Consider the following 26,947-nt stretch of genomic DNA (forward strand, 5'->3'; position numbering starts at 1 on the left):
AGGCGCAGCGCCTATGACCGTTCACAGCTTGTATTGCGGGCGATTTCGGCGTCCGATCTCCTGATGTAAACGGGCTGAAGCGCGGCGGGATTGATGCCGCCGCCCGCACGGAAAATCAGCAACCCAAGCTCGGCCACCGATACCGCCGAGGGTTTTGCTTCCTGAGACGGGATAACGGAAAAAGTCAATCCGGCATCTGAAAAACTGTTTATGAAGAGACTGGCGGCAGGCCCTGTGATGGTAACCTGCTCATTCAATGCGGCGAGAAGGTCACCGAGTTCTTTGACAGGTACAGCCGAAGGCTCACGCACGGTTTGCGGGGTTTCCCCGGGATTACTCCGGTACAAGGCCGTGTAAGCCTCGGAGCGCTTTGCATCGATGAGCGGGCAGACGAGAGCTCCCGGTTTGTCGGCTTTCCACGCAAGTGCGGCAAGCGTGCTGACCGGCACTGTCGGTATACCGAGCCCGTATGCAAGCCCCATCGCCGTAGCAATGCCGATTCTGAGACCGGTGAAACTGCCGGGCCCGACGGATACGGAGACGAAGTCGATTTCCGCAAGCGAAATGCCCGCCTCTCCGATCAGTTCAGTGATGAATCCGTTAACAAGTTCGCAGTGCGAAGAGCGGGAGTCCTCGTGACGTTCGAATGCCTGTTTTCCTTCGACGATGAGGGCTGCGCTCAGCCGTTCGGTCGCGGTTTCTATTCCGAGTGCGATCATGATTTTTTACCTCACGGTTGAACATAAGACTCACGACGCGGTCTGTCAAGTTTTTTGAGGCTTGATTACGGCTGCCGGAAGTGATTATACTATATAAGAAATACATTTCAGGCACAAACATAATACAAAAAGGAAGAATCCGTGAGCTGTTTATATGGACCGGTTCCCTCCCGCCGTCTCGGATTGTCGCTCGGTGTGGACATTGTCCCTATGAAAACATGCACGCTTTCCTGCATATACTGTCAGGTCGGTAAAACACCGCACACGACACTGGTGCGGAGCGAGTATATTCCGGCAAAGAAGGTACTCGAAGAAATTACCGGGCGCCTCGACAACGGGCTTATAACGGACTGGATAACATTTTCCGGCTCCGGCGAACCGACCCTCAATTCCGCTATCGGCAAAATTATTCGGGGGATAAAGAAAAGAACGGATATTCCTGTATGCGTGATAACCAACGGAACCCTGCTCTGGGATGAGCACGTACGTGAGGATATTCTCGATGCGGACGCTGTCATGCCCTCCCTTGACAGCGCGGTGGAGAAAACGTTCAGAGCCCTGTGCAGGCCTCACCCCGACCTCAGTGTGGAGCGTATTATCGACGGTCTCATCCGGTTTCGTGAAGCGTATACGGGTAAGCTTTGGCTCGAGATAATGTTCATTGAAGGGATGAACGATTCTCAGGATGAACTCGAAGCGCTGATGGAAGCTGTCCGTAAAATCGCACCCGATTCTATCCAGCTCAACACGGTTGCGCGGCCTCCCGCGGAGACGGCGGCGAAACCCCTCTCGCCGGAGCGAATGGAAGAAATCCAGGAATTTTTCGGGGACAGAGCGGAGATTATCGCTTCGTTCAGGGGAAGCTCTCAGCATCCTGAGTCCACCGGTATCGACGGTGTCCGGGAATATCTTAAAAGACGTCCCGGAAGCACTGGTGATATTGCGGCCTCCCTCGGGATTTCCGATAGAGAAGCGGAAGAACTTCTCAAGCGCCTTCATGAATCCGGCGAGATAAAACAGAGCGATTTTTTCGGAAAACAGTTCTGGGAATACTGTCAGACATAGTTATCGTGCATGGCAGGATGAAGATGATAAAAACCGCTATTAATATTAATGTGGATATTTGCACTAATTACAATAGATTATGAAAGGGTATTGGAATGCTTGTTGTCATGAAAAATGACGCTACCGAGGAACAGGTTCGGGCGGTCAGCGAAATCATACGGAGCATGGGATTCACTCCCCAGCCTGTTCCGGGAGTCCAGCGGGCTGCGATCTGTGTTCTCGGAAATAAAACACGCGTGGATTCATCACCGATAGAGGTCATGGAGGGAGTCAAGGAAGTCATCCATGTTACCAAGCCATTCAAGCTCGTTTCAAAAGAGAGCAAGGAAAAATCCGTTATTACGGTCGGCAGGAACGAATTCGGGGGAACCACGCTGCCCGTAATAGCTGGACCCTGCGCGGTCGAGAGCAGGGAAAAATACCTCGAGATCGCCGAAATTGTCAAAGAGGCCGGAGCCACCATGCTCAGGGGCGGAGCATTCAAGCCCCGGACTTCCCCCTATGCTTTCCAGGGACTCGGTGAAAAAGGGCTTCAGATTCTCGCGGAAGCACGTGAGCGGACGGGACTTCCGGTGGCGACGGAAGTCATGGATACCGATATGGTCGGGATTGTGAGCGACTACACCGATATCGTACAGGTCGGCGCCCGTAACATGCATAATTTCTCGCTCCTGAGAAAGGTGGGGAGACAACCGAAGCCCGTGCTTCTCAAACGGGGATTGTCGGCAACCATCAATGAGCTGCTTATGGCCGCGGAATATGTTATCAGCGAGGGGAACTGGAATGTAATCCTCTGCGAGCGGGGTATCAGAACCTTCGAGGAGCAGACACGGAATACGCTCGATCTTTCAGCGATTCCCATCATCCATGAACTGTCCCATCTTCCCATAATCGTCGATCCGAGCCATGCCTGTGGACGGTGGGATTCGGTGGTGCCGTTGGCCCGGGCAGCGGTCGCTACCGGTGCGGACGGTCTCCTCATCGAGGTTCACCAGAATCCGCTCGAAGCGCTTTCGGATGGTCCCCAGTCCCTGAAACCGGAGAAATTTGCACGGCTCATGGATGAGATTAAAAACATCGCGGTCTCTATAAACAGAAAAATAGGAAGGGCATAAAACAGAACAGTATCGTCATGGAAAAAAATCAACTCGTTGTGTAAGTTTCTCTGGTATATTGAGCTTGTTTTTACCCGGTGAATTATGTATTTTAAAACCCTTGTTCATAAAAGCCACACACTGTAATGTCTGCTTCAATATCTTTGAGATTATACAGGCGTGGTGAAAATACATGACATGATAACCATGATTTGTTGTGTTGTATTACCGTCATTTCAATGTGCGTAAGTAGTATAAACCACTCTATTTTCATGGGATTATATATGAGAGGGATTAACAATGAGGAGTTTTGTCCCTAGGGAGGTTTTTCTCACCAGAGGTGTTGGCGTTCACAAATTCAGATTGAGCTCCTTCGAGGATGCCCTCAGGAATGCGGGCGTTGCCAACCAGAACCTTGTATCAGTGTCTTCGATTCTTCCCCCTGGCTGTAAAATAATTTCAAAAGAAGAGGGTCTCTCCAAAATGACTCCCGGATCGATACGGTTTACCGTTATTGCGCGTATCGATACGGATGAACATGACAGGCGTATTGCCGCCTCGATCGGTATTGCCCAGCCCAAAGAGACTTCAAAATGGGGTTATCTGAGCGAAGTTCACGGGTTCGGGCTCACCCACCGTCAAACCGGTGACATGGCAGAGGACCTTGCTGCTTCGATGCTCGGTACGACTCTCGGAATCGAGATCAATCCCGACGAGGCATGGGTGGAACGTGAGAAACTGTACAAGGCAACCGGGCTCATCGTTCATACGAGTAATATTACCCAGACTGCATCCGGAAAGAGTGGTCTGTGGACAACCGCGGTCGCCATGGCGGTGTTTCTTATCTAACGGCAGGGTGTTGTATGACAGGGGATAAAGGTGTTTTTTTTCAGCCGATGGTGGCCCCTGAAGATGCCGACTGCATAATCCTCGGGCTGCCATGGGACGGCACCGTATCCAACCGTCCCGGTGCCCGGTTCGGGCCTGAGGCTGTACGATCCGCGACGCTCGGAGTGGAAGATTACTCTCCCTATCTCGATCGCGATATTTCCGAAATCAGAATCTTCGATGCGGGCGATATCGAACTGCCGTTTGGCGATTCGGGTGCGGCTCTCGAAAGCATTCGCGGTGAATATGCACGGTTCAGCGGTTACCATGGAAAGCCTGTGACGCTCGGCGGCGAACATCTGGTTTCGTGGCCGCTCGTACAGGAGATGCACAAACGTTACGGCGACGATCTCTTTGTAATTCAGCTCGATGCCCACGCGGATCTCAGGACGGATTATCTTGGTGTGAAGTACAGCCATGCAACCGTCATGAACATGATTACCGGCCTTATCGGGAAAGAAAACACCGCAGTGATCGGGGTCCGCTCGGGAACCCGTGATGAATGGCAGCTTCTTCGCGCCCACCCGCACTGTTTCGGCGGAGCATCCACAATGCCGGTTGATGCATTCGGGGCTTTCGCTTCGGAGGAGCTCAAAAACAGGTCGGTCTATGTGACTTTCGACCTCGATGTTTTCGATCCCTCGATACTACCCGGAACGGGTACGCCGGAACCGGGAGGAATACTCTTCAGGGAATTTGTCGAGCTGGTGCAGATTTTTGATAGTCTTCCCCTTGTCGGGGCGGATATTGTCGAGCTTGCTCCCGATTACGATAATTCGGGTATTTCCGGTGCGCTTGCCGCCACCGTGTTGAGGGAGTTGCTTCTTGTACTGGGAAAGATGACATGAACGAACCATTGGATAATTTCAGACGATTGATGCCCGAAAAGAGTACCGGCGGAGTAAAGGCGCTCGTTGACGGGACATTTCTGGCCTACAACGCAGCCCGACTCAGGGAGGCGTGCCATGTATTCACTGAGAAATTCGCCGGCGATGGAGTGACAGTCGGTATATCGGCCGCCGGGGCGCTTACTCCCGCGGGTCTCGGCGCATCATGCCTCGTTCCGCTTATGAAGGCCGGGCTCGTGGACTGGATGGTCATGACCGGGGCGAATCTTTACCATGATCTTCATTTCGCGCTCGGCCAGTCGCTCCACATGGGCAGCCCGTCCTTGAATGACTGTGAACTCAGAGATGCCGGGATTGTGAGAATCTATGACATCCTGTTCAAGAGCGAGGTGCTTTTCGAGGCCGATGCGTATGTTCGTGATTTCTGCCGTTCCCTGGGAGCGAGAGGAAAGATCGGGTCGGCTGAGTTCCATTACCTGTTAGGGAAAAAACTGCTCGAGGACAACCACCGGAACCGTGACCTATCGGTGCTCATGACAGCGGCTGAACTCGACATTCCTCTCTTTACATCGTCTCCCGGAGATTCGACACTCGGTATGAACATGGCTTCTGTCGCTCTCGAGGGTGTCGATATCGATTTCGATGTAGCTCGGGATGTAAACCAGACTGCCGCCATCGTTTATCATGCCAAGAAAAACGGAGGCGCATCCGGCGTTCTTCTGCTCGGCGGTGGTTCTCCCAAGAATTTCGTTCTCCAGACCGAGCCATACATTCAGGAGATACTCATGCTCGATGATTCCGGGCACGATTTCTTCATACAGTTTACCGATGCCCGCCCGGACACAGGCGGATTATCGGGCGCGACTCCTTCCGAGGCTGTATCCTGGGGAAAAATCAACCCGGAAATGCTGCCCGATACTGTTGTCTGTTATGGCGATACAACCGTTTACCTTCCGATTCTTGCCGCATATTGTGCTGATTCCGGAATGAACCGTCCTCAGAAACGGCTCTATGGTATGCTCGAGCGAATAACCGAAGAATTGTACGGGGATTTCAAAAAACGGTCAGCACAACCGTCAGAGTAATGGTTTTTTGTATTTTCCGGCAGTATACCTTAAGGTTGCATCTCAGTCCGCCGAACACTCAAGTAATTCCATTGGATACATAATGAAATCCGTAACTATGAATAGATGCCGATGCCAGCCTGGCATGACGCTCTCCGATGTCATGGCAGTATCATCGGAGGAATAATAAAATCAACGATAGAGTACAACTCTATGCAACTTTACGATATTACGAGAGTTTTATTTAATTATCCGGGTTTATTGAATAACACGCAAAACACTTGCACTGGAATCGAGATTTTCGTATACATAATGTATGAATGTGCATTCCCGGGTGTGGAGGTATGAGGGTATGATTGAAACGATATCACACCTGAGACAGTATATACCCTTATCGGAAGAGGAAGCCGTTCTCATCGAGCGGGTGGGACATCAATACCCGTGGAGACTGACGTCATATTATGCTTCACTGATAGACACGGATGATGCCCGGTGCCCGTTACGGCGGCAGGCGATTCCCTCGGCCGAGGAGCTCTTTAAGCGGTACGGCGATGAGGACCCGCTTGCGGAAGAAACACATACCCCCGTTCCGGGAGTTATCAGGGTATATCCCGACCGCATTGCAGTGGTGGTGACCAACCGGTGTCCGATGTACTGCCGTCACTGCCTGCGGAAACGGTTTTCCCGCGACAGTTCGGCGGACCTGACGGGAGAGCGGCTCAAAAGGGTTATCGGGTATGTGCGTGGCGACAGCACGATCAGGGATGTTCTCCTTACCGGCGGCGATCCGCTCATGTTCAGCGACGGGGAGCTGGACAATCTCATGGGTGAGCTGTCATCGATCGGGCATGTGGAATTACTCCGTGTCGGGAGCCGTGCGCTGTGTACCTGGCCCGAACGGGTGACCCCGGACTTTGCAGACATGCTGGCGAGTCATCATCCGGTGTGGGTGAGCACGCAGTTCAATCATCCCCGAGAGATTACACCCGAGGCAATACAGGCGGTCGAGACACTGCTGTCCAGGGGTATCCCGATCAACAATCAGTCGGTTCTCCTCCGCGGAGTGAACGATTCCGCCGCTGTTATGCGGGAGCTTGTACAGAAGCTGGTCAGGATACGTGTCCGGCCGTATTATCTCTATCAGGCGCAGACACTTGCGGGAACGGAACACTTTGTTACCCCTATCGAGAGAGGGCTCGATATCATCAGGAGTCTGAGAGGATGGACAACGGGATTTGCCGTGCCGCAGTACGTCCTCGATACTCCGCATGGTAAAATACCGCTCAATCCGCAGTACCTGAGAGGCCGTGACGGCGATTATTTGGTAATGGAGAGCTATTCGGGCGCAATCTGGCGGGAATATAATCCGGCCGATGGCGATACCGTCCATGATTGCGGGAATTCATGCGCTGAGGAAGAACCTGCCGGGTGATCGTTCTTCCGCGAGGGAATATCGGTGAAAGATATGGTGATGACATATTTCGGGCTGTATAATATGCTGTAACAAGGAAACGACAAGGTATGATATCGAATGTTGAAATGCTCAGAAAGATAACGGAAAAAGCCGAAAGTGATGGGCGTTATCGGAAGGAAGCGTTTTTTTTCATTTTAGCCGCACTCGAGTACACGGTATCAAAACTACCTGCGAGGCGTCACCTGACCGGACAGGAGTTTTCCCGCGGTATTGCCGGGTATGCCCGTGAACAGTATGGTTTTCTTGCCAGAACCGTGCTCAATCACTGGGGAATAACCGGCACGATGGATTTTGGAGAAATTGTGTATCTCCTCATCGAAATCAGGCTCATGAGCAAAACCGAGGAAGACAAAAAGGAAGACTTTTTCAGGGTATACGATTTCGACGAAGAATTCGACTGGCCTGACTCCGGATTGTTCGGAGAACCGGACGACCCCGGTGATTCGGATCCGGAAGATACCGATGATCCCTCCGAGGAGATGTGACTCGTATGTTTGCACGTGTTCATTCGGCAGCCGTAATCGGTGTGGATGGCTACGTAGTCGAGGTTGAAACCGACCTCGACTACAAACTTCCGTCGTTTGCTACTGTCGGACTTGCCGAGGGCGCGGTCAAGGAAAGCAAGGAACGGGTTACTTCCGCGATTAAAAATTCAGGTTATTCATTTCCCCAGAGACGGGTTACCATAAATCTTGCGCCGGCGGATATCCGGAAAGAGGGTTCCGCTTTCGATCTGCCTATGGCAGTGGGTATTCTTACGGCGGACGGAAAGATACCTCCCGGATCACTCGAACAGTATGTGCTTGTGGGAGAATTATCGCTGGACGGCGCATTGAGGCATGTACGCGGTATTCTGCCGATCACGCTGGAAGCCCGTGATAAAGGCTTCAAGGGGATCATTGTCCCTGCCGAGGATGCCATCGAGGCCGCGCTTGTGGAGGGTATGAGGGTTTTTCCTGCCCGCCATCTGAGCGAGGTCATTCATTTTTTTCTGGATCAGACAACCATCAGGCAGCATGAGCCGGTGACCATCGGCTCGCTCATGACCGACATCAGGAGCGATATTGACTTTTCCGATGTCAAAGGTCAGGCCCATGTCAAACGGGCGCTCGAAGTTGCCGCCGCCGGAAGCCACAATATACTGATGATCGGCCCGCCGGGTTCGGGGAAAACCATGCTTGCCCGGAGGATCCCCGGCATACTTCCCGACATGACCCTCGATGAAGCGCTCGAAACCACCAAAATCCATTCGGTCGCCGGTATTCTGAAGGACGGGAATCCGCTTGTGGTCGAGCGACCGTTCAGGGACCCTCATCATACCATCTCCGAGGTTGCTCTTATCGGAGGCGGGAGCTACCCGCGACCCGGCGAGGTGAGCATGGCGCATAACGGAGTCCTGTTTATCGACGAAATGCCGGAGCTCGGGAAGAAGTCGATAGAAGCGCTTCGCCAGCCTCTCGAAGATGGCATGGTTTCGGTCTCTCGGGCGCAGTATACGGTCAAATATCCGGCTTCTTTCATGTTTGTGGTCGCGATGAATCCCTGTCCCTGCGGATACCTCACCGATCCCCGTCACGAGTGCACCTGTTCGCCGTTCCAGATTCAGCGGTATCTTGCACGGGTATCGGGCCCCATATTCGACCGTATCGATATTCATGTCGATGTACCCGCGATCCGGTATCGTGATCTTGCAGAAGATTCCGAGCATATCGAGACATCGGGAGCGATACGGTCCCGGATCAACAGGGCGCGCGAGGTTCAGAAAAACCGTTACAAACACCTGCGGGGCGTCCACGCCAACGCGCACCTGGAGCCACGGAGCATAAAAAAGTACTGCGCCGTAGACAGCGAAGGCGAGAAAATTCTCCGGCGCTCGATAGATTCATTCGGTTTCTCTGCCCGGGCATATCACCGTATTCTCAAGGTTTCACGGACAATCGCCGATCTGGACGGCGAGGAAGAAATCAAAGTACACCATGTTTCTGAGGCCGTACAGTATAGAACACTTGACAGGAATCAATGGATGAAGTAATATTGTACAAAGCGTAATTACAGGTTTTTCTTAAAATTATCTATACATATGAATAATCACGATAGTGAAACATCCGGCGGACATGTTCTTCTCTTCGACCGTGACCCCGATTCCATCGAACTCTTCAAATCCGTATTTGACACTACGGGTCTGACCGTCATTTCCGTTACGGATAAGGAGAGCGGAATAGAGGAGCTCGGCTCCGGCGCTGTCAAGCTCGTGCTTGCGGCGGTCGATTTTCCCCGGTATCCCGGTTTTGTTCTTCTTCAGGACAGTATCAGCGATAATCGTACTATCCCTGTGGTCATATTGAGCCCGAAACAGGAGGATATGCTGAAGGCTATCCGGTCCGGCGCGACCGACTTTTTCCGAAAACCGCTCAACAGAACCGAAATTATCCACCGAATCCCCATTCTTCTTGAAAATGCGAAAAAGTATCAGGTTTCAGTTCCCATGGGTATGACGACGGATATCCTCTCGAAGCTGGAACGTGAAAACAAAGAAATGAACGATCTTCTCAGGATAAGTTCTTCGCTCGATGTTTCCATCGATTCAAAGATGATACTCAAGAGGCTGACCGATCTTGCGGCAGAATCAATGAATTGCGAGGCAGCGAGTATCATGATGAAAAATGACCGTGAGAATGTCCTCGAGTTTGTCGTTGCAACGGGAGAAAAGGAAGAACGCCTTGAAACGATGAGCGTCCCGATGGGAGAGGGGATTGCGGGGTGGGTGGCACTGTATGGAAAGCCTCAGATTGTCAACGATACCGAAAAAGATGAGCGGTTTACCGGTAAAATAGACGAGGAATCTGGTTTTATCACGAGGCAGATTCTTGCGGTGCCCATGAACCTCGACAACGAAATCATCGGTGTTCTGGAGGTTATCAACACCAAGGATAACCGTACACTCACCAGCGAGGATCTCCGTATTCTCATCGATATTACCGACCGCGCCGCCAAGGTTATCGGCACGATTAAAAAGATCGAATCCCAGCATAACTTTTACATCCAGACAACCAATATTCTTGTAAAGGCAATAGAAAAAAAGGACATGTTTGCGGATGGTCACTCGTGGAAAGTGGCCGAACTCTGTCATAAGATCGGGAGTGCGCTGAGCCTTTCCGAAAACGATATGAACGATCTCTACTATGGCGCTCTTCTCCATGATATCGGAAAACTCGAAATGCCCTGCACGCTGCTCAATAAACGGAATATCACCGATCGTGAAAAAGAATACCTGAAGCAGCACACCATCAAGGGCGCCAAGCTGCTCGAACCCATAATCATGTGGAAATCGGTTGTGCCGTGTATACTCTACCACCATGAATCATGGGATGGAAGCGGCTATCCCTATGGCAGATCGGGAGAATCCATTCCCCTTCTGGCCCGGGTTATCAATCTTGCGGAATCGTTCACAGTCATGAGGTCCTCCAATACCTACAAACGTCAGATGACACTCAAGGAAGCGATTCTTGAGGTCATGCGCTCTTCGGGAAAACAGTTCGATCCCGAGCTTGTCAAGGTTCTCATCATTGTCCTCGAGAAGGATACTTTTTCCAAAAACATGTAGCATCTTTACGATTATTTTCATGCGTATCGATGATGGGAAAGCCGCGTGCGGTGCGATAATTATATAAGGCTAAGGATAACAGAATGTTATCATGGAGACGATTGCTGCTTTGGCATTTCTTGAAACTGCCGTTAAACTTTTTATAAACACGATGCGTCAATATAACAGTAAACGTGAAAGAATTTCATGCGTTCGAAAGATACAATGCCTGCCACTGAAAGCGTTATGAAAAAGACTGTGGATTTTCCCGCCTCTGATTCGGATTATGTGAAACGTTTCAAGGCGGGCGATGAACAGGCATTTGCGGCAATCATGAAGTTTCATTATCCGCGTCTCATGCAGGCAGCGAAAGTTCTGCTTCAGAATGAACAGGACGCGATGGACGTTGTTCAGGATGTATTTATGAAAGCATATGTCAACCTTCATGGATTTCGCGAAGACTCATTGCTCTACACATGGTTGTACAGGATTCTGTATAATTTATGCATAAGCTTTCTGCGGAGGAAAAAGATAGTATCGTTCCTTTCGTTTAATAATGAGGAAGTTGATCTGGAGTTACCCTCAAACGATCCTGTTCCCGATATTGAATACGAGCGGAGGGAGATTATGCAGGCTGTTACGGAGGCATTGGGAAAATTACCGATCAGGCAGCGAACGGCATTTACGCTCAAGCAGCTTAACAACCTCAAATTCAGCGAGATTGCCACGGTTATGGGAATAACCGAGGGAGCCGTAAAGGCATCATATTTTCAGGCTGTCAAGAAGCTTCAGGTATCACTCAGACAATTCGGAGACGATTATGGAATGTGATAAAGTAAAAGAATATCTTCCGTTTCTTGATGACGGTTCTTTGCCGCCCGATGTTGAAAAAAAGGTGCGGACCCATCTGGAACATTGTGAAGAATGCCGCCGTGAATACGACGAACAGGTTAATATGCTCCGCCTGGTTCAGTATGCTTTCCCGGGGAGAGAACCTGAATTTTCTCCTGAAATTCTTACCATGGTCGAGGTTAAAATCAGGAAATACAGAGAGAAACGTATGCTGTACAGGCGAGTTTACGCTTTTGCCGCGCTGGTGATTATTACAGTCGGGATAGCTGTATACAGCCTTCTTCCCGGTTCTTCAAACCGTTCTGTGGCCACGAAGGCAGTATTCGATGATTCGCTGGCGGATTACAGGAATTATGTCGCTTCACGGTATCTCGATGCATATGAACTCAGCGAACTGGTAACTGAACAGTCCGAAACCGAAACACAGAATATGTATGAAACATACATTTCGACGCACTATTTTGATGTTACGCCGGAGGATATAATTGATAATCTGGATGATAATGAGTTAGCCTCGATGCTGGCGTCAAATTAAAAGGAGAGTCTGTCATGAAACGCTTTTTGAATGTCTTATTTATAATATTTCTATTCCTGTGTACCGTAACATCCTCCGTACTCAGGGCCGATAATGATGCCAGGAGAAAGAATTCCGGGAAAAAAGTTTATACACTGGAACATCATGAGTTACCCGGACCGCCTGAACGAGGTTATGATCAGCCCGTTATTCCCGCAGCAGAGCGTGAGATGACTATGCCGCCTTTCGATCCCGATGACAAGGGATCCAAATCACGACTTATGATCATGTGGAATCTCGTTGATTATCTCGGGCTTGATGAGGCAACGGCGGCAAAATTCTTTCCGGTTTTTATCGAGCATAACAATGCGCGCGACAAGTTCTTCAACGAGCACAGGGAACTCGCCGAGCAGATCATCAAGGATGTCGATGATGAATCAGTTTCGGTCAAGAGCCTGAAAGAAAGTATTGCAAAACTCGATCAACTGGATGAATCGATAAGAGCCGAACGCGATGCCTTTCATAAAAAAACCAAGGCTTTTCTCAATGAACGTCAGTATGTAAAGCTCGTCATTTTCAACGATAAGCTCAAACGGGATTTGTTCTCCGGCTTATCGCGAAGGAGAGGCGGAGACGAGTCATCTTCGATAAAGAGCGATGAACCGAAGGATCGGAATCCGGATGTAAACGTATACAGGAGACAGGGTCAACAGGAACAATCGCTGGAAACGCAGAAGATGATGCTCGAAGAGATGAAGAAACGTATCGAAATTCTGGAAAAGAGCATTAAAGAACAGGAGTCACAGCAGAAAGCCGAACAGAAGAAATAACGTTGACAACCGGTGAGTTCCGGACAGGATACATTCTGTGAATCACACGGTCTGTCGCAAAATGTTTAATCGCTTGGGGTTTAATTCCCCGAAGCTTGCTTCGATTCCTTATCATTATTTTGGTATTGATACCTCGTAGCTTGCTGCGAGGTAGTTCATTTTACTGAGAACGGTTTGCGATTTTAAGTCCGGAAGGCCTCTTTAAATCGTAAAACTAAAATCGTACATTGTTAATGCTATGGTTCCTTAAATGAAATATCGTCTTAAATCCTCTCCATAGTTTCTGCCTTTATCCATCCCCCGGCGCCGCTCATGAGCCGGACGAGGTTCCATTCGTCCTGACTGCGCTCAAGGGTGACCGTTGTACCCTCATGAACGGTAAAGATATGGGTATTATCCGTACCCGGACCGGAATACGCATTCGCATTGTCAACCATAATAACCGCTTCCACTTTTGTATCGCGCTCATGTATTTTTTCGACGAGGATACCTGTCGAAACAAAAAACACAAGACCGCAGAGGGCGCTTACAACAATCAGTGTCAAACGTTTCAGCTTCCCGAGGAAAAGCATCGTTGTGGCGAAAACCATTGCCAATAAAAACGAAATCCCCGACCAGAGCGCCGCGGTATTGATATTGATGGTATTGTAATGACCGGTAATGAACGCCACGACAGGATTATCGTTCGCCGGCTCCTTATCCTGTTTGATACTGTTGAGAAACGCCAGATTGGTGAGAGCATCTTCGTCCGAGGGCGCAAGTTTGAGCGAACGCCTGAGGTACAGAATTGCCTTGCCGAGGGCACCGTTTCGATATGCGGCGTTCGAGGCATTATAATACAGATCGGGATTGACGATTCCTTCTCCAATGAGCTGTTCGTACAGGTCGAGAGCCTCTTTGAATTTTCCCCCGCGATAGAGTGAGCCCGCTTCGTTGTATTTCGATGCGGATTCCATTTCATTGAGAGCCGGAACATTCGCCGGTTTAATTACCCATAACAGTACCAGCAGCGGAACGATCAAAAGGTGCTTTCTCATATGACTTCTCTCAGCCTGGCGAGGATGGTACGGGTATCTTCCAGCAGTTTCTGCTGCATTTCATGTCCGGAACCGGATGATGAGAACCTGAAAAAGTCGCAGAGCTCGAGTGTTTTTCCGATGTGCTCGGCCATGTCCGGATCGACCGCGTTTTTTCTGAGAATTTCATTAAGGGCGGCTGTGGTCAACGAGCCCGTGTCGATATTCAAACAGTCGCCGATATAATCGGTTATACTTTCGCTCAGGGCGCCGTAATAGGCTGCCGTCTCTCCTTTATTCATTTTATGCGAGGCTTCTTCGAGCTTCTTCTGGGCTTTTTTCCAGGATTTGAGCCTCCGTTTCAGCCCCGTATTGCGTTCGATGGTATCCCGCCGTTTTTTAAGGACAAGCGCAGCGACAAAAAATGTAAAAGGCAGAAAATAAATACAGTAGAATACCATGTTTGTGTAAAGCTGTTTTCTTGTATTGTTCAGAATGACCTTGTCCGGTTTTATATACCGTATATCCCGGGCAATGTTGTCGATGGAATTACGCTGATCGCCGCCGGATACGGCGCCTGCGGCCTCGGGATTGCCGGGTGTAACTTTAAGGGCGATTGCCTGTGTCGATACCGTATGGTATGAATGGTCCTCGGGATCGAAAAAGGAGAGGCTGAACGGCTCGATGGAGATGTTTCCCTGAAATTTAGGCATGAGAATGTATTCCCATGTTTTCCCGCCTCCGATTATAAAACCCGAATTTGAGATGGAGTTGGAAACCTTGGGATCGTACGATTTGAACGATGACAGGTCGGGGGGTGTAATAGCGGATACGAGGTCCAGGTTACCCCTTCCGGCGACGGTGACGGTGACAGTGACAACATCGTTGGCCTTGACAGTCGTTTTGTCCGCCGAGATGGAGATTTCATAGTTGCCGACCGCCCCGGTGAACGTGTCCGGTTTGCCCTGTTCCGGGAGCGGTTTCACCCGGAGGGTGATCGGTTTGGATTTGAGAACCTGTGAGCGCTGGCTGGAAAAAAAACCTCCCGTACTGTATGAAAGCGATGCGGGACCGATTGTGAGCTCTCCCGATGTTGTCGGGAAAAGGGCCGTTTTTATGGCATTGTACTGAAACATCCTGTTACCGGCAACCTTGGTCGCGGGCGGGATTTTTGGAAGCTCGACCGCCCAGAAACCGGTTGTGGCAGGAGGTTCGTACTCGGTGTCCCCCCACAGGGTCAGGCGGTTGTAGAGTTCGAAGGTAAGAGTGACCTGTTCACCCACATACGGCTGTGTCTTGTCAACCTCTGTCCGTATGAAAATATTCTCGTCCGTCTGTTCGGGAACCGGAGTTTCCTCGACGCGGGTACCGACAACTTCCACCCTGGTCGCGGGAGCGCTGTAGTTGTTGGAACCGTCGCTAACGGCGACCGCGCCGACCTCGAACGTCCCGGTTTTCTTCGGTATGAGGGAATATGTATATGTCTTGGTATAGGAAGTCACCCCGTTCACCCATGAGAAGCTGTCCATGACCGACGGGCCAGCAATGGAAAAATCAGGCATGCTTTTAAACACGGGTGTTCCGGTTTTCCGGGCGTCGGAACCTTCGACGGTAACGGTGAGCTGCAGACGGTCGTTAACAGATACTTTTGTGGGACTCACGACCGAACTGATCCTGATATCCGCACCGTACACGGCCTGAACGCATACCATGAAAAGCAGCGCCCACAATGCTGTCAACTGTTTTATATTACCAGTCATCGCCCTGCCTTATGCCTGTTTTCATCTGCGTGTACCGTTGTGAAAGGGCTCTTTTTTCGTCGTTATTGATTGCGTCGAGAAGGCGCTTCGCCTCTTCCGGTGTCATGGGCATCACCTGGTTATCCTGCTGCTGTGACGGCTGCTGTTGCTGATCCTTTTTTTCGCCGTCTTGCGGACTCTGTGACTTGTTCTGCTGTTCTTTGCTTTTATCCTGCTGTTTTTCCTGTTCTTTTTTATCCTGTTCCTTCTGCTTGTTCTTATCTTCGTTCTGCTGCTTTTCGTTATTCTGCTGCTGTTTATCCTTTTTCTGCTCCTCTTTCTGCTGATTCAGCTTCCGGACGGCAAGTTCAAGGTTATGCCGGATATCCGGAGAGGATGGGTCAAGCTTCACCGCATTCTTGTATTCCCCGATGGCGCCTTCAAAATTATTCGCGGCCATGAGCGTGTTGCCCGCATTGAAGTATGCAGCGGCTGTTTCTCCGGAGTTACCGAGTTTCCGGGCCGCGGACAGGAACTCGTTGACCGCCTCTTCCGGTTTGTTGAGGGCCGAAAGAGCGGTACCGCGATTGAAGTTCAGTTTCGGTGTATCGGGCCGCTCGACGAGGGCATCGTTAAAATACCCGAGGCTCTTTTCGTAATCCTTCCTGTTATAGGCTTCGATACCGCGTTTGTTGGCGGTGGAAGCAGGATCGGCGGAACCGTTACCGGGATAAAAAAGCATGCACGCCAGCACTGTATATATCGGTATTCTCATGATGTTTTTCTCCATCGGGTAAAGTCCACGCCCCGGCGCCGTTCTCCGAGCGCGAGCCAGATCAGAAGGAAAAAGACCGAGCATCCGAGAGGTATCTGATACCGCTCTTTCAGCCGCGATATTTTGCGTTCGTGAATATCCGATTTCTTCATGTGTCCGAGCTGGTCGATAATCGCCTGGACATCGACATCGCCGTTTGCGCTTCTCAGATATATGCCGTGAGTCGTCGCTGCAATCTTTCGGAGCAGCGTCTCGTCAAGGCTCGTCTTCACGACATCCCCTTTACGGTCTTTCTTGTACTCCTCTATCTGACCGTTGTCATCACGGATCGGTATGAGCTCGCCGCCCGATGTACCGATACCGACAGTGAAGATACGGACACCGGCCGATTCGGCTTTTTTAGCGCCCGTTTCTCCCGTACCCTCGAGATCCTCGCCATCGGTGAAAAGGATGATGATCTGACTTTCACTTCCCGCCTCGGAACCCTTTTTTAGGAGGTTGAGGGAAGCATCGATTGCCTCGCCCACATTTGTCCCGGATTCGGGTATTATACCCACATCCATATATTCGAGCAGGGTTTTTGCGGCGCTGTAATCGCCTGTCAGGGGGCACTGGACAAACGCTTTTCCGGCAAACGCGACGAGCGCCACACGGTCGCCTTCGAGATTGTCGATAAGGCGGCGTATTTCAAACCGGGCCTGCTTGATTCTATTCGGTTTTATATCCTCTGCGAGCATTGAAAAAGATGTGTCAAAAGCGATAACCACATCTGTTCCCATTCTACGAACTATTTCGGTTTTTGTTCCAAACCGGGGTTCGGTACAGGCGATTACAAGAAAGAACAGGCCGAACATGAACGCAGCAGACCGTATTCTTTTTTTCGTTACGCTCAATGAGCGTGAGAGCGCCCCATAAAGATCAGGGCTCGCGAAATACTGCCGGTCACGGTTTCTTTTCATGGCGAACACGGCGCCGAGGAGAAGGAGCGCCGGCAGCGCGATCAAAAGCCAGAATGCTTCGGGATTATGAAAAACCATGGTCAGGGAAGCCTCCTGAGTATGGTTCTGTCGAGGAGGAACGAGAGCAGAAGCAGGATGAATCCCGCTTTCAGCAGACCCGCATACCGTTCATCGTATTCCACCCATTCCTTGTAATCGATCTTCGTTGTTTCCAGCTTGTTGATTTCGGCGTATATACCCTGGAGCTCCCGCTCATTTTTGGCGCGGTAATATTTTCCGCCGGTGATTTTCGCAACCTCCCTGAGCGACTCCTCGTCTATATGGGTCTCTGTCCAGTAAGGACGGCCGTTCATTTTAAAGAGCGCCTTTCCCTCGGTTCCCACGCCGATAGCGTATATTTTGATTTTCATCGTTTCCGCAAGCCGCGCCGCAGTGAGCGGGTCGATATTTCCACGGTTGTTCATGCCATCGGTAAGGAGGATGATTATTTTACTTTTTGCATCGGAGGTCCGAAGCCTGTTCACCGAGGTTGCAATGGCCGAGCCGATGGCAGTGCCATCTTCGATCCGCGATTCCCACGCCCGATCGAGAAACTCCCGGAGCATATCATAATCAAGCGTCAGCGGGCACAGGGTGAAACTCTGCGCCGAAAACACCACGATTCCGATACGGTCGCTCATTCGGTTCTCGATGAATTCATTGACCACCTTCTTTGACGCCTCGAAGCGTGTGAGCGGATCAAAGTCCATCGCGGCCATGCTCGATGAGATATCCATGGCGAGGATTATATCGATCCCTCGGGCGGTTCTCGTATGGAATGTCGTTCCGGACTGTGGCCGTGCCATGGCGAAAATGAGGACGATCAGCGCCGCATGGGCAATAAAAAGGGAAAAAAGCCGCTTGAATGTACCGGCGCCTGTGCCGATTGTGTCGAATACACCGACATCCGAAAACAGGATCGTGGCTTCGCCGCGACCTTTTTTCCTGAAGTACGAGAAAAGGGTATAGAGCGGCACGATGAGAAGAAATAGCCATAAAGGCTGGGCAAACCTCATCATATCACTTCCCTCCCTGGTGGACGGGAAGACTTTTGGCGGGAGTCTGCGGCGTTGCGGCTTTCTGCTCAGCCTCCAGGCGTTCCTGTTCGCGGGCGATGGAGTCGAGCATATTCCTGACCGGTACGAGAGCGCGGTCGATGAGAGTTGCGGATTTATCGACCGGCGGGATGTACTTTGCGAACTTGACCATATCGGATTCTTCGAGAATTTCACGGAATGCAGAGGTAACCGAAGCTTCATGGGAATTACGGGCAAACCGCATTACAATCTCATCCGTCGTGCTGTAGAGTGCTTCAAATCCCATGTTCCGGTGAATGAATCCCCGTATTGCCATGGAAGTGAGGAAATAGAGTTCCTTTATCTGCCCGGATTCGAGGAGATGCATCGACCGGATATGCTCGAATTCTCCGATTTCGTCGATTGGTTTCCATACTTCGATCGGAGTTTCCCGTTTTCTGCGGCGGAACAGGCGGATAATAATCGCTATGAGGGCTGCAGCAACTGCAACCAGAATTATTTTAAGCCAGAGCGGCATTCCTTTCGATGCGATGCTGAAAGGCCCCCTGTTGGGTTTGGGCGCTGCATCCGGAACCGTCACCACTCCTTTGACGATAAGGGTGAGAACGTTCGATTCCGCTTTTCCCGGAGTTCCGTCAGACTCTATATAGTCCACCGTGAAAGGGCCGACCCGTAGCGTGTCGGGCGCAAATACATACATGAGAAAACCGTAATATTCGAGGTGTTTTCCCGGAGCGGACAGCCCGGTTGAATGCCACTGCGGAGAGATGTCGACGAACTGCTTATCGCCGGCGGGCACAGGATCACCCGCCTGAATGCCATCGGGGACGGTCACGGCGCAGAAGACTGTAAGAGAATCGCCAATGGTAATCTGTGCGGTTGATGGAGAAATTTCAACGGATACAGTATCCGTAAGGGGAGCACCGGAAACCTGCTCCCCTCCGGAAAAATATAAAAGGAAAAGATAAATGTACAGTATATGCAGTTTCATTTACATTATTTATTTATTTATTTCCGAAAACATCGTCCAATGCCTGGTTTATACTGGCATTGACTGTTGAATTCGTTATATAGATAATGGGAGATAAGCTTGTTTGCACGTATGTATTGGGATTATCGGTCGTAAAGGTTTTACCATACCTGGCCTCGACAATCAACTCGTCACCCTGATAGAAGGAAAGAGTCGATGTCGGCTTATCGATCCCTGTTTTTACATATTCTTCCTGTGTCGGTTCGAATGTGTAGATATCATTGACCAGCATGAAACGGGAGATTGCAAAGATACCGTTGATCGTTTCCTGCTGTATGTTTTTGTCGACCGGCGAGACGACGCTCCAATTGCTCTGGGCATCCTTCATGAATGTGATCGGGTTACCCGCCGTAACCAGTACGATTTTATCGACAACGTTACGGTTGAATTTCATGGGCTGTTTTTCGATGAACCATGTTCTCTGACGGTTGAGCAGCGTAAGAAGGCTGTTCTCCACGGTAAAGATGAGATCATTGTCAAATCGCTTGGCATACCAGAGATGCCGCTTGCCTTTTTCGGTAAGCTGTTTCCCGATGAGGAGCATTTTATCAGGCATGCCATACTTCAAGGTGACGTTCAATACTACCGAGGGTTTATCGAGGCCGTATTTGGATAAATCGCCCGTCTGTTCTTCTTCAAGTGATTTTTTGTATGAATCGGCAATCTTCTTGGTTATCTCTTCCATGTTTGTCTGGTCTGCGGGCAGATTCCACGGATAGATCATTGCCCACATTACGCCGTTATGAGCAACCTGAACCTTGTCTTCTTTTCCGTCAATAACTCTCATTATTTCCAAGCCTGTAATGTCATCAGCAAGAATATTGAGAATCGTTCGGGACCGGAATTTAATGACAGGACGCTTCAGTATTTCCGTGAGCTGGTTCGTTACCGCAAGAACGCGTTTTTCGGATGCGAAACGGACATAGGTCATGGTGCCGTCTGGAGTATCGTTACCGATATAGAGGGTATCGGGATCGCCGGAATCGTACTCCATGGCCATGAAGTACGAAGGAGCGGCTAGGCCATAGGGCTTGAGGTCTTTTGGTTTATCTTCGACATTGTAGAGAATATCACTCTGGTTCAGCGAGCTGAAAAGGGTGAAAAGAGGCTTGCCGTCCGCCTCGGATTTGATAGGAGCGGTAATATCCCACAGCCTTCCGATGCTCCGTTCAAAAACGATGGAAGATTCAGGCCGTGCGAGAGTGAATTTTTTGATCTTGTCCATATCGAAACGGATGAGCCGGCGTTCCTGAACCTCTTGAACTTTCCTGGTTTCTTCAGCCTTGTATACATAGAAGTAAACGAAAATGCCCAATCCGACAACAATAATGAGAGTAATAAGAGCTTTTACCAGTTTCATGTTTGTTCTCCATTCAACGTCTGCGATACCATATATACAATCCAATCGAGAGAAGTGCTCCGGGAAATATAACAAGAGTGAGCCAGTTCAGCATACTTCTTTCTCCGGGCCGGAGCTCGACAGGTGTAAAAACGGGAGCGTGAGGGGTGATTTCGATTACTTTTTCGTTGCGAGTCATCCAGTTTACAAGATTGAGGAACAGAGTAAGGTTCGATGGGAATCCACCCAGCACCTCATTCGAGATAAAAGCGGCGTTACCGGTAAAAGCCGACCGGACCTGGAACGTATTGGCATTCCTTGTGGCGAGGGAATCGGGAAGATCGAACTCACGTTCGGTGGCCACGACCACAGTGAGCGGGCCTTTCCTTTCGTTTTCATCCCTGACAGGTTTCTGGCCGATTTTCATTCTTCTGACATATTCCATGTCGGTTTCTGCCCAGCTGTCGGAGCTCGAAGCAATAAGGTCGATATAATTGATACCTTTCAGCTTCACGATGGTATTGATACTTCTGACATACGGGAACATGAAAGTCTGGTTTTCAAGCGGGGCGGTGACATCGCTCTTGTCTTTTGCCTCGCAGAGTGGATAGATGGGACCGCCGGCATCGGTTGTCAGTTTCTTCGATGTTTCGTAAATGAAGTCGTTGCCGTACAGTAATCCGTAAGAAGCCACGAAACGGTCGAGCTTTGTCTCAACTCCCGGGGCGACCATGAGAAGAATGCTGCCCTCATTATCGACATATCGTTTGATTTTGAGTTCTTCTTCCTCGATAAAAGGAACGGTGGGTCCCGGAATAATCAGCAGGGTGCAGTTATCGGGGACTTTTTCTGCTTCGAGGAGATTTATGGTTTCGATCAGATAATTCTGTTCTTCGAGCCGTTTTTTAATGGTGCTGAGACCATTGTATTCGGTATTCGAAATGTTCAATTCCCCGTGACCTGTCGAGAAATAGATGGTTTTGTTTTCATTGTTCATGAGCCGGAAAAGGGCAAGGGTGATCTCACGCTCCCCGTGCTGCTGGTACCTGACTGTCGGGGGGTTGATCCTGGTGATATTGTTTTTCCCTTCAAAAATGATTGTCTGCGGGAACTTTACATCGTATTTCTCGGCAACGAGGGGATTTTTGAGCGGGTCTATGAGCTCAACCTTGATATGGCTGCTGGCGGCGGTGTATTTGTCAAGGATGTCGCCGATCCTTCGCTGGCTGGTGCTCGTATAGAAAGCCTTTATGGACACGTCGAAATTGATTTCGCTGAGAAATTTCTGCGTCTGCTTCGACAGGGTATTAGTCTTGTTTTTTGTGACATCGAAATACGGGGTTTTTATCGCGATGACATAATTGACCGCGATAAGACCGAGAGCGAGTGCGACGGCGAAAATAATCGGACTGAGTCCGTGTTTCAAGAGTTTTTCGAGCGCTACTTTTGTAACATTGGTTCTTTTCCCTTGCATTATTGCCTCCATCGTGCTGATTCAACGTTGATTCCGGTCAGAAATAACCAGAAGATGGTCATCGAGAGGTAGTATGCAATGTGTTTTATACCGATGAACCCCTGGACGAACGAATCGAGATGTTCCGAAAGAGACAGATACCTGACCAGTTCGTTAAACGGCGGGGCCAGAAACCGCGCGGAAAACACCAGAAGCCAGAGGCCCATGAAAAAACTGATCGAAACCGTGGCAGCAACGATCTGATTTTCGGTCAGCGAGCTGAAAAACATACCGATGGATATTATTGCGCAGCCCAGGAGAAGCGACCCGAGGTAGGAGCTGAGGACCGGTCCCCAGTCGAGCTTGCCATTTGACTGAATCATCATGATAATCATGAAGGCAAGGGTCAGGAGCATCATCAGAACGTATATGGTCAGGCATGAAAGGAATTTACCGATCAGAACCTGAGCCGTTGTTATCGGCGAGGTCATCAGCAGTTCCATGGTGCCGGTTTTTTTCTCTTCCGCATACAGCCGCATCGTCAGAAGGGGAACGATGAGGAGAAAGAGAAAATTCATGAAAGTGAACACGTTTGTTGCCACCATGTTGATGTTTCTCATAGGAATCTCGCCGCCGTAATTGCTCACACGCCGGAGGAGCTGCATGGTCTCGGTGGAAAAATTGAAAAAATTATCCTTGAAAACATTACCGACGACGAGCATGAAAACAGTGGCGATAACGTAAAAAATAGGCGAGACGAAATAACTTTTTATTTCCCTCGTATATACTGCAAGAGCGTTTCGCATTACGGCATCTCCATTCAGTTCATCGTAACCCTGATAAAAATATCTTCGAGACTCATTGACATGTCTTTGAGCTGCAAAAGGTCGAGATTCTCATTAATCACTGTTTTTGCGATTTCGGCGCGGATATTGGCGCCTTCTTCAAGGTCGATCGTATACTTGACCGTATCATTCGGGCTCAATTCCTCTTTAACGCTGCTTACGCCCTTTATTTTTTCGAGCTGTGCCCGAAGCTGATGGGATTTTCCGCCGACTTCAACATAGAGCTGTTCTTTCTGAGGGATATTTGCCCGGAGGTTTTTCGTTGTATCCTCAGCTACCACGACACCGTCATTGATGATAATCACCCGTTCGCAGGTCATATCGACTTCCGGAAGGATATGGGTCGACAGCACGACCGTATGGTCTCCTCCGAAGCTCTTGATGAGATTTCGGATTTCGACAATCTGTATCGGGTCGAGTCCGATAGTCGGTTCATCAAGAATGAGTACATGCGGATTATGGACAATCGCCTGTGCAAGCCCGACCCTCTGCCGGTAGCCCTTTGAAAGGGCTTTGCACTGGCTGTTATAATATTCAGTCAATCCGCATCTCTCGACAGCGGAATCGACACTCTTCCGGAGCGCTTTCAGGGATACTCCCTTGATTTTTGCACAGAATTCAAGGTAGTTTTTGACACTCATGTCCAGGTAAAGAGGGGGTGTTTCAGGAAGATAGCCTATGCGTTTCCTGACCTCGAGCGAATCTTCGAACACATCAAGGCCATCCACTTTTACCGTGCCTTCTGTCGGAGATAGATAGCACGTTATAATTTTCATAGCGGTGGATTTGCCGGCACCGTTCGGTCCGAGAAAACCGAGCACCTCGCCTTTTCTGACCGTGAAAGATACCTTGTCGAGAGCAATTTTTGTCCCGTAGTATTTGGTCAGATTTTCAACTTCAATCAATGTAATCCTCCTTTACCTCTCAAACGGAGTCTATTTTCAGATAATTTAATCTTTCAGATTATGAGGATTTTCATCAGACAAATCCGGATACAACTCTTTCCGTACCATATCGGACTGTTTATACAGTCGCCGTGACCGATCACTCCCTTACCATCACCTGTAATCGTCAGTACGGCGGTTCCTCACGGATTTCGTCGAACAGCGATCTGGCAGCCTTAATTTCATCGGAGCTGCCATGGATAAGGAGCCTTACCGAGCCCTCGGCGCCGCGAATGCCTCCTGCCGCGATCTGGAAAGCTTCCGCTCCGGTCAGCAGCTTAATCGCTTCTATCTCCGTGATAATGATGCCTGTCATGGGCATGAGGGAACTGCCGGGATTTTCCTCCATGCAGAGCGAAGAGACTTCGACAATATCAGATGATATCTCCTTTTCAAGGCCGACCGGAATGACCAGACGGATTTTCATACCGTAAAGCGGCCCCCAGAATCCGCCGACAGTGCCGCCAACTGGATGACCGATGAGACAGCCTGCGATATTCTTTTTATAGTTAAGAGCGTTGGCGCCTTTTATTATGACATCGCCCGGTTTCATGTTTTTTGCCGCTTCGATGACGGTTTCGCCTGACTGGTGGATTTCTCCGTGACGGATCAATACATCGTGCATGATTGTTTCGGATTTCACAATACCCGGAAACGGTTTCGGCGGCAGGGTCAGTCCCGTTGTATAGGCAAACTTCTCAACTTCATGCCCGAGAAATTCCTCGGCCACGTAAGAACAGGTTGTGCCGCGGCAGATGCCGATGATTCCGTTGTTCAGCGCGGTCTTGACTGCCGGGTGACGTTTGACACCGCGGGCAATAAGCCGCTTTGACTGCGAAACAGTGAGAACGGTTTCCATTTTCATGACTGTCGGGTCCTGTGTATTCCTTTATTATTATCCCGGTCTGAAAAAGTCGGCCGGAATAAATATCACAACGCTTATAATCGGACGGTTTTTTATTAACGGTACTGCCGCATCCGTTTTCTGAAAAACCGTATCAGTTCCTCGTCATAGCTTTTTCCGGTTCTCAGGTCGATCCTGTCAATGCCCGCCCGCTTGAAAAAATCGATAAGGCCGTTCTGCCTTTTCTGTACGGCGAGCCAGTAATTCTTTCTGAGAGCCCGGGAAGACGTATCAATCAGGCGAATGCGCCCCGTTTCCGCATCTTCGAAAGCGACCACCCCGGAATCGCTCATGATTTCCTCCCGCTCATCCGTAATTGTGACAGCAATGAGGTCGTGTTTCCGGGATGCAACGTTCATGGCCGACTCGAATCCCCTGTCGAGGAAATCCGAGATCACGAATACGATCGATTTTCGCTTCAGGATGCGGTTCACATGTTCCACCGCCGCTGTGATGCTCGTCCCTGTACCTTCGGGTTTGAAATAGAGTATCTCACGGATAACCCGGAGGACATGTTTGACGCCTTTTTTCGGCGGAATATAAAGCTCTATCCTGTCGGTGAACATGATGAGCCCGACACGGTCGTTGTTTTTTATGGCGCTGAAGGCAAGAACCGCCGACACCTCGGCGGCGAGCTCCTCCTTTGAGGACCCCCTGCTTCCGAACAGCCCGCTGCCGGAAACATCCACTACGAGTATAACGGTCAGCTCGCGTTCTTCATTATACGTCCTGATATAGGGGTGTCCCGTTCTGGCGGTCACATTCCAGTCGATAAGACGGATATCGTCCCCGATACCGTATTCGCGAACTTCGGCGAATTCAATACCGGTTCCCTTGAAGACCGAATGGTATTCCCCGCTGAAAACATCGTTGACAAGACGTTTTGTCCGAAGCTCTATCCCCTTGACTTTTTTTGCAATTTCTTCCGGCAGCATGGATTATGGCACCTTTACATGCTCGAAGACTTTCCTGATGATATCATCGGTGCCGGTTTGCTCAGCCTCGGCCTCGTAGGTCAGGATGATCCGGTGGCGCATGACATCCGGGCCAATGACCTTGATGTCCTCGGGTATAACATAACCGCGTCCGCGAAGGAAAGCATGGGCTTTCGCGGCAATCGCAAGAAATATGGAAGCCCTCGGGGATGCACCGTAATCGATAAGCGTGGCAAGCTCTTTGAGGCCTGCTTCCGACGGATTCCTCGTCGCAAAGACGATATCGAGAATGTAACGCTTTACTTTTTCATCCACATAGATGGTTTTGATCACCTCGCGAATATGCCGTATCTGATCGAGACTGATGACCTGCCCGACCTCGGTTTTGGGAGTGAAGGCGTTCAATTCGAGAATCTGAAACTCCTCTTCCTTGGACGGATACCCAACGAGCACCTTGAACATGAACCGGTCCACCTGAGCTTCGGGCAGCGGATAGGTTCCTTCCTGCTCGATGGGATTCTGCGTTGCGAGAACGAGGAACGGATCGGGAAGAGGATAGGTATGGTCGCCGATAGTAACCTGATGTTCCTGCATCGACTCGAGAAGGGCGCTCTGTACTTTTGCCGGGGCGCGGTTTATTTCATCGGCAAGCACGATATTGGTGAAGACCGGGCCTTTTTTAGGGATAAATTCGCCGGTTTTCTGATTGAAGATGAGCGTGCCCACCAGATCGGCGGGTAAAAGATCGGGTGTGAACTGAATCCGCCGGAAATTGGCATGTATCGAAGCCGCGAGCGTGCTCACCGTCAGCGTTTTCGCAAGACCCGGGACACCCTCGAGCAAAATGTGGCCACCGGTAAAAAGTCCGATCAGCAGCCGTTCCACCATGTTCTGCTGGCCGACGATCACTTTTCCGACCTCATGGATGAGCGATCTGACCTGGCCGCTTTCGGCGGCTATTTTTTCATTAAGGCTGATAATATCCTGCTGCACCAGAGTCC

At 50.2% G+C, this 26,947-nt stretch carries 26 protein-coding genes; 12 read left to right on the forward strand and 14 right to left on the reverse strand.

The genetic code is table 11. The annotated features are described in order from the left end of the window. Nucleotides 1-11 precede the first annotated feature (11 nt). Nucleotides 12-719 (reverse strand): tRNA (adenosine(37)-N6)-threonylcarbamoyltransferase complex dimerization subunit type 1 TsaB, encoded by a 708-nt coding sequence (gene tsaB / locus LLG96_16445; GenBank protein ID MCE5251799.1) that lies wholly within the window; start codon nucleotides 717-719, stop codon nucleotides 12-14. A gap of 141 nt (nucleotides 720-860) precedes the next feature. Between tsaB and LLG96_16450 the strand changes: the two genes are divergently transcribed. The 12 genes from LLG96_16450 to LLG96_16505 all read left to right on the forward strand — a co-directional run bounded on the left by LLG96_16450 (nucleotide 861) and on the right by LLG96_16505 (nucleotide 12,931). Then, nucleotides 861-1,784 (forward strand): radical SAM protein, encoded by a 924-nt coding sequence (locus tag LLG96_16450; protein MCE5251800.1) that lies wholly within the window; start codon nucleotides 861-863, stop codon nucleotides 1,782-1,784. A gap of 95 nt (nucleotides 1,785-1,879) precedes the next feature. Then, nucleotides 1,880-2,899, forward strand: coding sequence for a 3-deoxy-7-phosphoheptulonate synthase (gene aroF / locus LLG96_16455; GenBank protein ID MCE5251801.1), 1,020 nt, complete (start codon nucleotides 1,880-1,882; stop codon nucleotides 2,897-2,899). 279 nt (nucleotides 2,900-3,178) lie between these two features. After that, nucleotides 3,179-3,727 carry an arginine decarboxylase, pyruvoyl-dependent gene (locus LLG96_16460; GenBank protein ID MCE5251802.1) on the forward strand — a complete coding sequence of 183 codons (549 nt, stop codon included), beginning with the start codon at nucleotides 3,179-3,181 and terminating at the stop codon, nucleotides 3,725-3,727. A 14-nt stretch (nucleotides 3,728-3,741) separates the two neighbouring features. Further along, nucleotides 3,742-4,614 (forward strand): agmatinase, encoded by an 873-nt coding sequence (speB, locus tag LLG96_16465; GenBank protein MCE5251803.1) that lies wholly within the window; start codon nucleotides 3,742-3,744, stop codon nucleotides 4,612-4,614. After that, nucleotides 4,611-5,699, forward strand: coding sequence for a deoxyhypusine synthase (gene speY / locus LLG96_16470; GenBank protein MCE5251804.1), 1,089 nt, complete (start codon nucleotides 4,611-4,613; stop codon nucleotides 5,697-5,699). The genes speB and speY overlap by 4 nt, the downstream gene beginning before the upstream one ends. Nucleotides 5,700-5,994: 295 nt before the next feature. Further along, nucleotides 5,995-7,110 (forward strand): KamA family radical SAM protein, encoded by a 1,116-nt coding sequence (locus LLG96_16475; protein ID MCE5251805.1) that lies wholly within the window; start codon nucleotides 5,995-5,997, stop codon nucleotides 7,108-7,110. Between the two features lie 89 nt (nucleotides 7,111-7,199). Next, a complete protein-coding gene (locus tag LLG96_16480; GenBank protein MCE5251806.1) occupies nucleotides 7,200-7,637 on the forward strand; it encodes a hypothetical protein in 438 nt (145 codons plus the stop codon). A gap of 5 nt (nucleotides 7,638-7,642) precedes the next feature. Then, nucleotides 7,643-9,184, forward strand: a complete 1,542-nt coding sequence (locus LLG96_16485) for a YifB family Mg chelatase-like AAA ATPase (protein MCE5251807.1) — start codon at nucleotides 7,643-7,645, stop codon at nucleotides 9,182-9,184. Nucleotides 9,185-9,232: 48 nt separating this feature from the next. Then, nucleotides 9,233-10,756: an HD domain-containing protein gene (locus LLG96_16490; GenBank protein MCE5251808.1), complete on the forward strand. Its 1,524-nt coding sequence runs from the start codon at nucleotides 9,233-9,235 to the stop codon at nucleotides 10,754-10,756. A 225-nt stretch (nucleotides 10,757-10,981) separates the two neighbouring features. After that, on the forward strand, nucleotides 10,982-11,566 hold the full coding sequence (locus LLG96_16495; GenBank protein MCE5251809.1) for an RNA polymerase sigma factor: 585 nt from the start codon (nucleotides 10,982-10,984) through the stop codon (nucleotides 11,564-11,566). Continuing rightward, nucleotides 11,556-12,122 (forward strand): zf-HC2 domain-containing protein, encoded by a 567-nt coding sequence (locus LLG96_16500; GenBank protein MCE5251810.1) that lies wholly within the window; start codon nucleotides 11,556-11,558, stop codon nucleotides 12,120-12,122. Before LLG96_16495 ends, LLG96_16500 begins: the two co-directional genes overlap by 11 nt. Nucleotides 12,123-12,136: 14 nt before the next feature. Next, on the forward strand, nucleotides 12,137-12,931 hold the full coding sequence (locus LLG96_16505) for a hypothetical protein (protein ID MCE5251811.1): 795 nt from the start codon (nucleotides 12,137-12,139) through the stop codon (nucleotides 12,929-12,931). Between the two features lie 263 nt (nucleotides 12,932-13,194). Here LLG96_16505 and LLG96_16510 read toward each other — a convergent pair whose 3' ends face one another. The 13 genes from LLG96_16510 to LLG96_16570 all read right to left on the reverse strand — a co-directional run bounded on the left by LLG96_16510 (nucleotide 13,195) and on the right by LLG96_16570 (nucleotide 26,939). After that, nucleotides 13,195-13,968 (reverse strand): tetratricopeptide repeat protein, encoded by a 774-nt coding sequence (locus tag LLG96_16510; GenBank protein MCE5251812.1) that lies wholly within the window; start codon nucleotides 13,966-13,968, stop codon nucleotides 13,195-13,197. Then, nucleotides 13,965-15,707 carry a BatD family protein gene (locus LLG96_16515; protein MCE5251813.1) on the reverse strand — a complete coding sequence of 581 codons (1,743 nt, stop codon included), beginning with the start codon at nucleotides 15,705-15,707 and terminating at the stop codon, nucleotides 13,965-13,967. Before LLG96_16515 ends, LLG96_16510 begins: the two co-directional genes overlap by 4 nt. Then, the gene (locus LLG96_16520; GenBank protein MCE5251814.1) at nucleotides 15,697-16,461 is read right to left on the reverse strand and encodes a tetratricopeptide repeat protein; all 765 of its coding nucleotides are present in this window, start codon (nucleotides 16,459-16,461) and stop codon (nucleotides 15,697-15,699) included. The genes LLG96_16515 and LLG96_16520 overlap by 11 nt, the downstream gene beginning before the upstream one ends. Next, nucleotides 16,458-17,498, reverse strand: coding sequence for a VWA domain-containing protein (locus LLG96_16525; GenBank protein ID MCE5251815.1), 1,041 nt, complete (start codon nucleotides 17,496-17,498; stop codon nucleotides 16,458-16,460). Before LLG96_16525 ends, LLG96_16520 begins: the two co-directional genes overlap by 4 nt. 2 nt (nucleotides 17,499-17,500) lie before the next feature. Then, a complete protein-coding gene (locus LLG96_16530; protein MCE5251816.1) occupies nucleotides 17,501-18,478 on the reverse strand; it encodes a VWA domain-containing protein in 978 nt (325 codons plus the stop codon). A 1-nt stretch (nucleotide 18,479) separates the two neighbouring features. Next, a complete protein-coding gene (locus LLG96_16535; GenBank protein MCE5251817.1) occupies nucleotides 18,480-19,487 on the reverse strand; it encodes a hypothetical protein in 1,008 nt (335 codons plus the stop codon). Between the two features lie 13 nt (nucleotides 19,488-19,500). Continuing rightward, entirely contained in the window at nucleotides 19,501-20,886 is a 1,386-nt protein-coding gene (locus tag LLG96_16540; GenBank protein ID MCE5251818.1) for a DUF4340 domain-containing protein, read from the reverse strand. Nucleotides 20,887-20,899: 13 nt separating this feature from the next. After that, nucleotides 20,900-22,339, reverse strand: a complete 1,440-nt coding sequence (locus LLG96_16545) for a GldG family protein (GenBank protein MCE5251819.1) — start codon at nucleotides 22,337-22,339, stop codon at nucleotides 20,900-20,902. Then, nucleotides 22,339-23,124 (reverse strand): ABC transporter permease, encoded by a 786-nt coding sequence (locus LLG96_16550; GenBank protein MCE5251820.1) that lies wholly within the window; start codon nucleotides 23,122-23,124, stop codon nucleotides 22,339-22,341. The genes LLG96_16545 and LLG96_16550 overlap by 1 nt, the downstream gene beginning before the upstream one ends. A gap of 14 nt (nucleotides 23,125-23,138) precedes the next feature. Then, the gene (locus LLG96_16555) at nucleotides 23,139-24,068 is read right to left on the reverse strand and encodes an ABC transporter ATP-binding protein (protein ID MCE5251821.1); all 930 of its coding nucleotides are present in this window, start codon (nucleotides 24,066-24,068) and stop codon (nucleotides 23,139-23,141) included. Between the two features lie 166 nt (nucleotides 24,069-24,234). Continuing rightward, entirely contained in the window at nucleotides 24,235-24,972 is a 738-nt protein-coding gene (locus LLG96_16560) for a hypothetical protein (protein ID MCE5251822.1), read from the reverse strand. A 95-nt stretch (nucleotides 24,973-25,067) separates the two neighbouring features. After that, nucleotides 25,068-25,946, reverse strand: coding sequence for a DUF58 domain-containing protein (locus LLG96_16565; GenBank protein MCE5251823.1), 879 nt, complete (start codon nucleotides 25,944-25,946; stop codon nucleotides 25,068-25,070). A gap of 3 nt (nucleotides 25,947-25,949) precedes the next feature. Beyond that, on the reverse strand, nucleotides 25,950-26,939 hold the full coding sequence (locus LLG96_16570) for a MoxR family ATPase (GenBank protein MCE5251824.1): 990 nt from the start codon (nucleotides 26,937-26,939) through the stop codon (nucleotides 25,950-25,952). Between the last annotated feature and the right edge of the window lie 8 nt (nucleotides 26,940-26,947).

The sequence above is a fragment of the bacterium genome, assembly GCA_021372535.1.
GTDB lineage: Bacteria > Latescibacterota > Latescibacteria > Latescibacterales > Latescibacteraceae > JAFGMP01.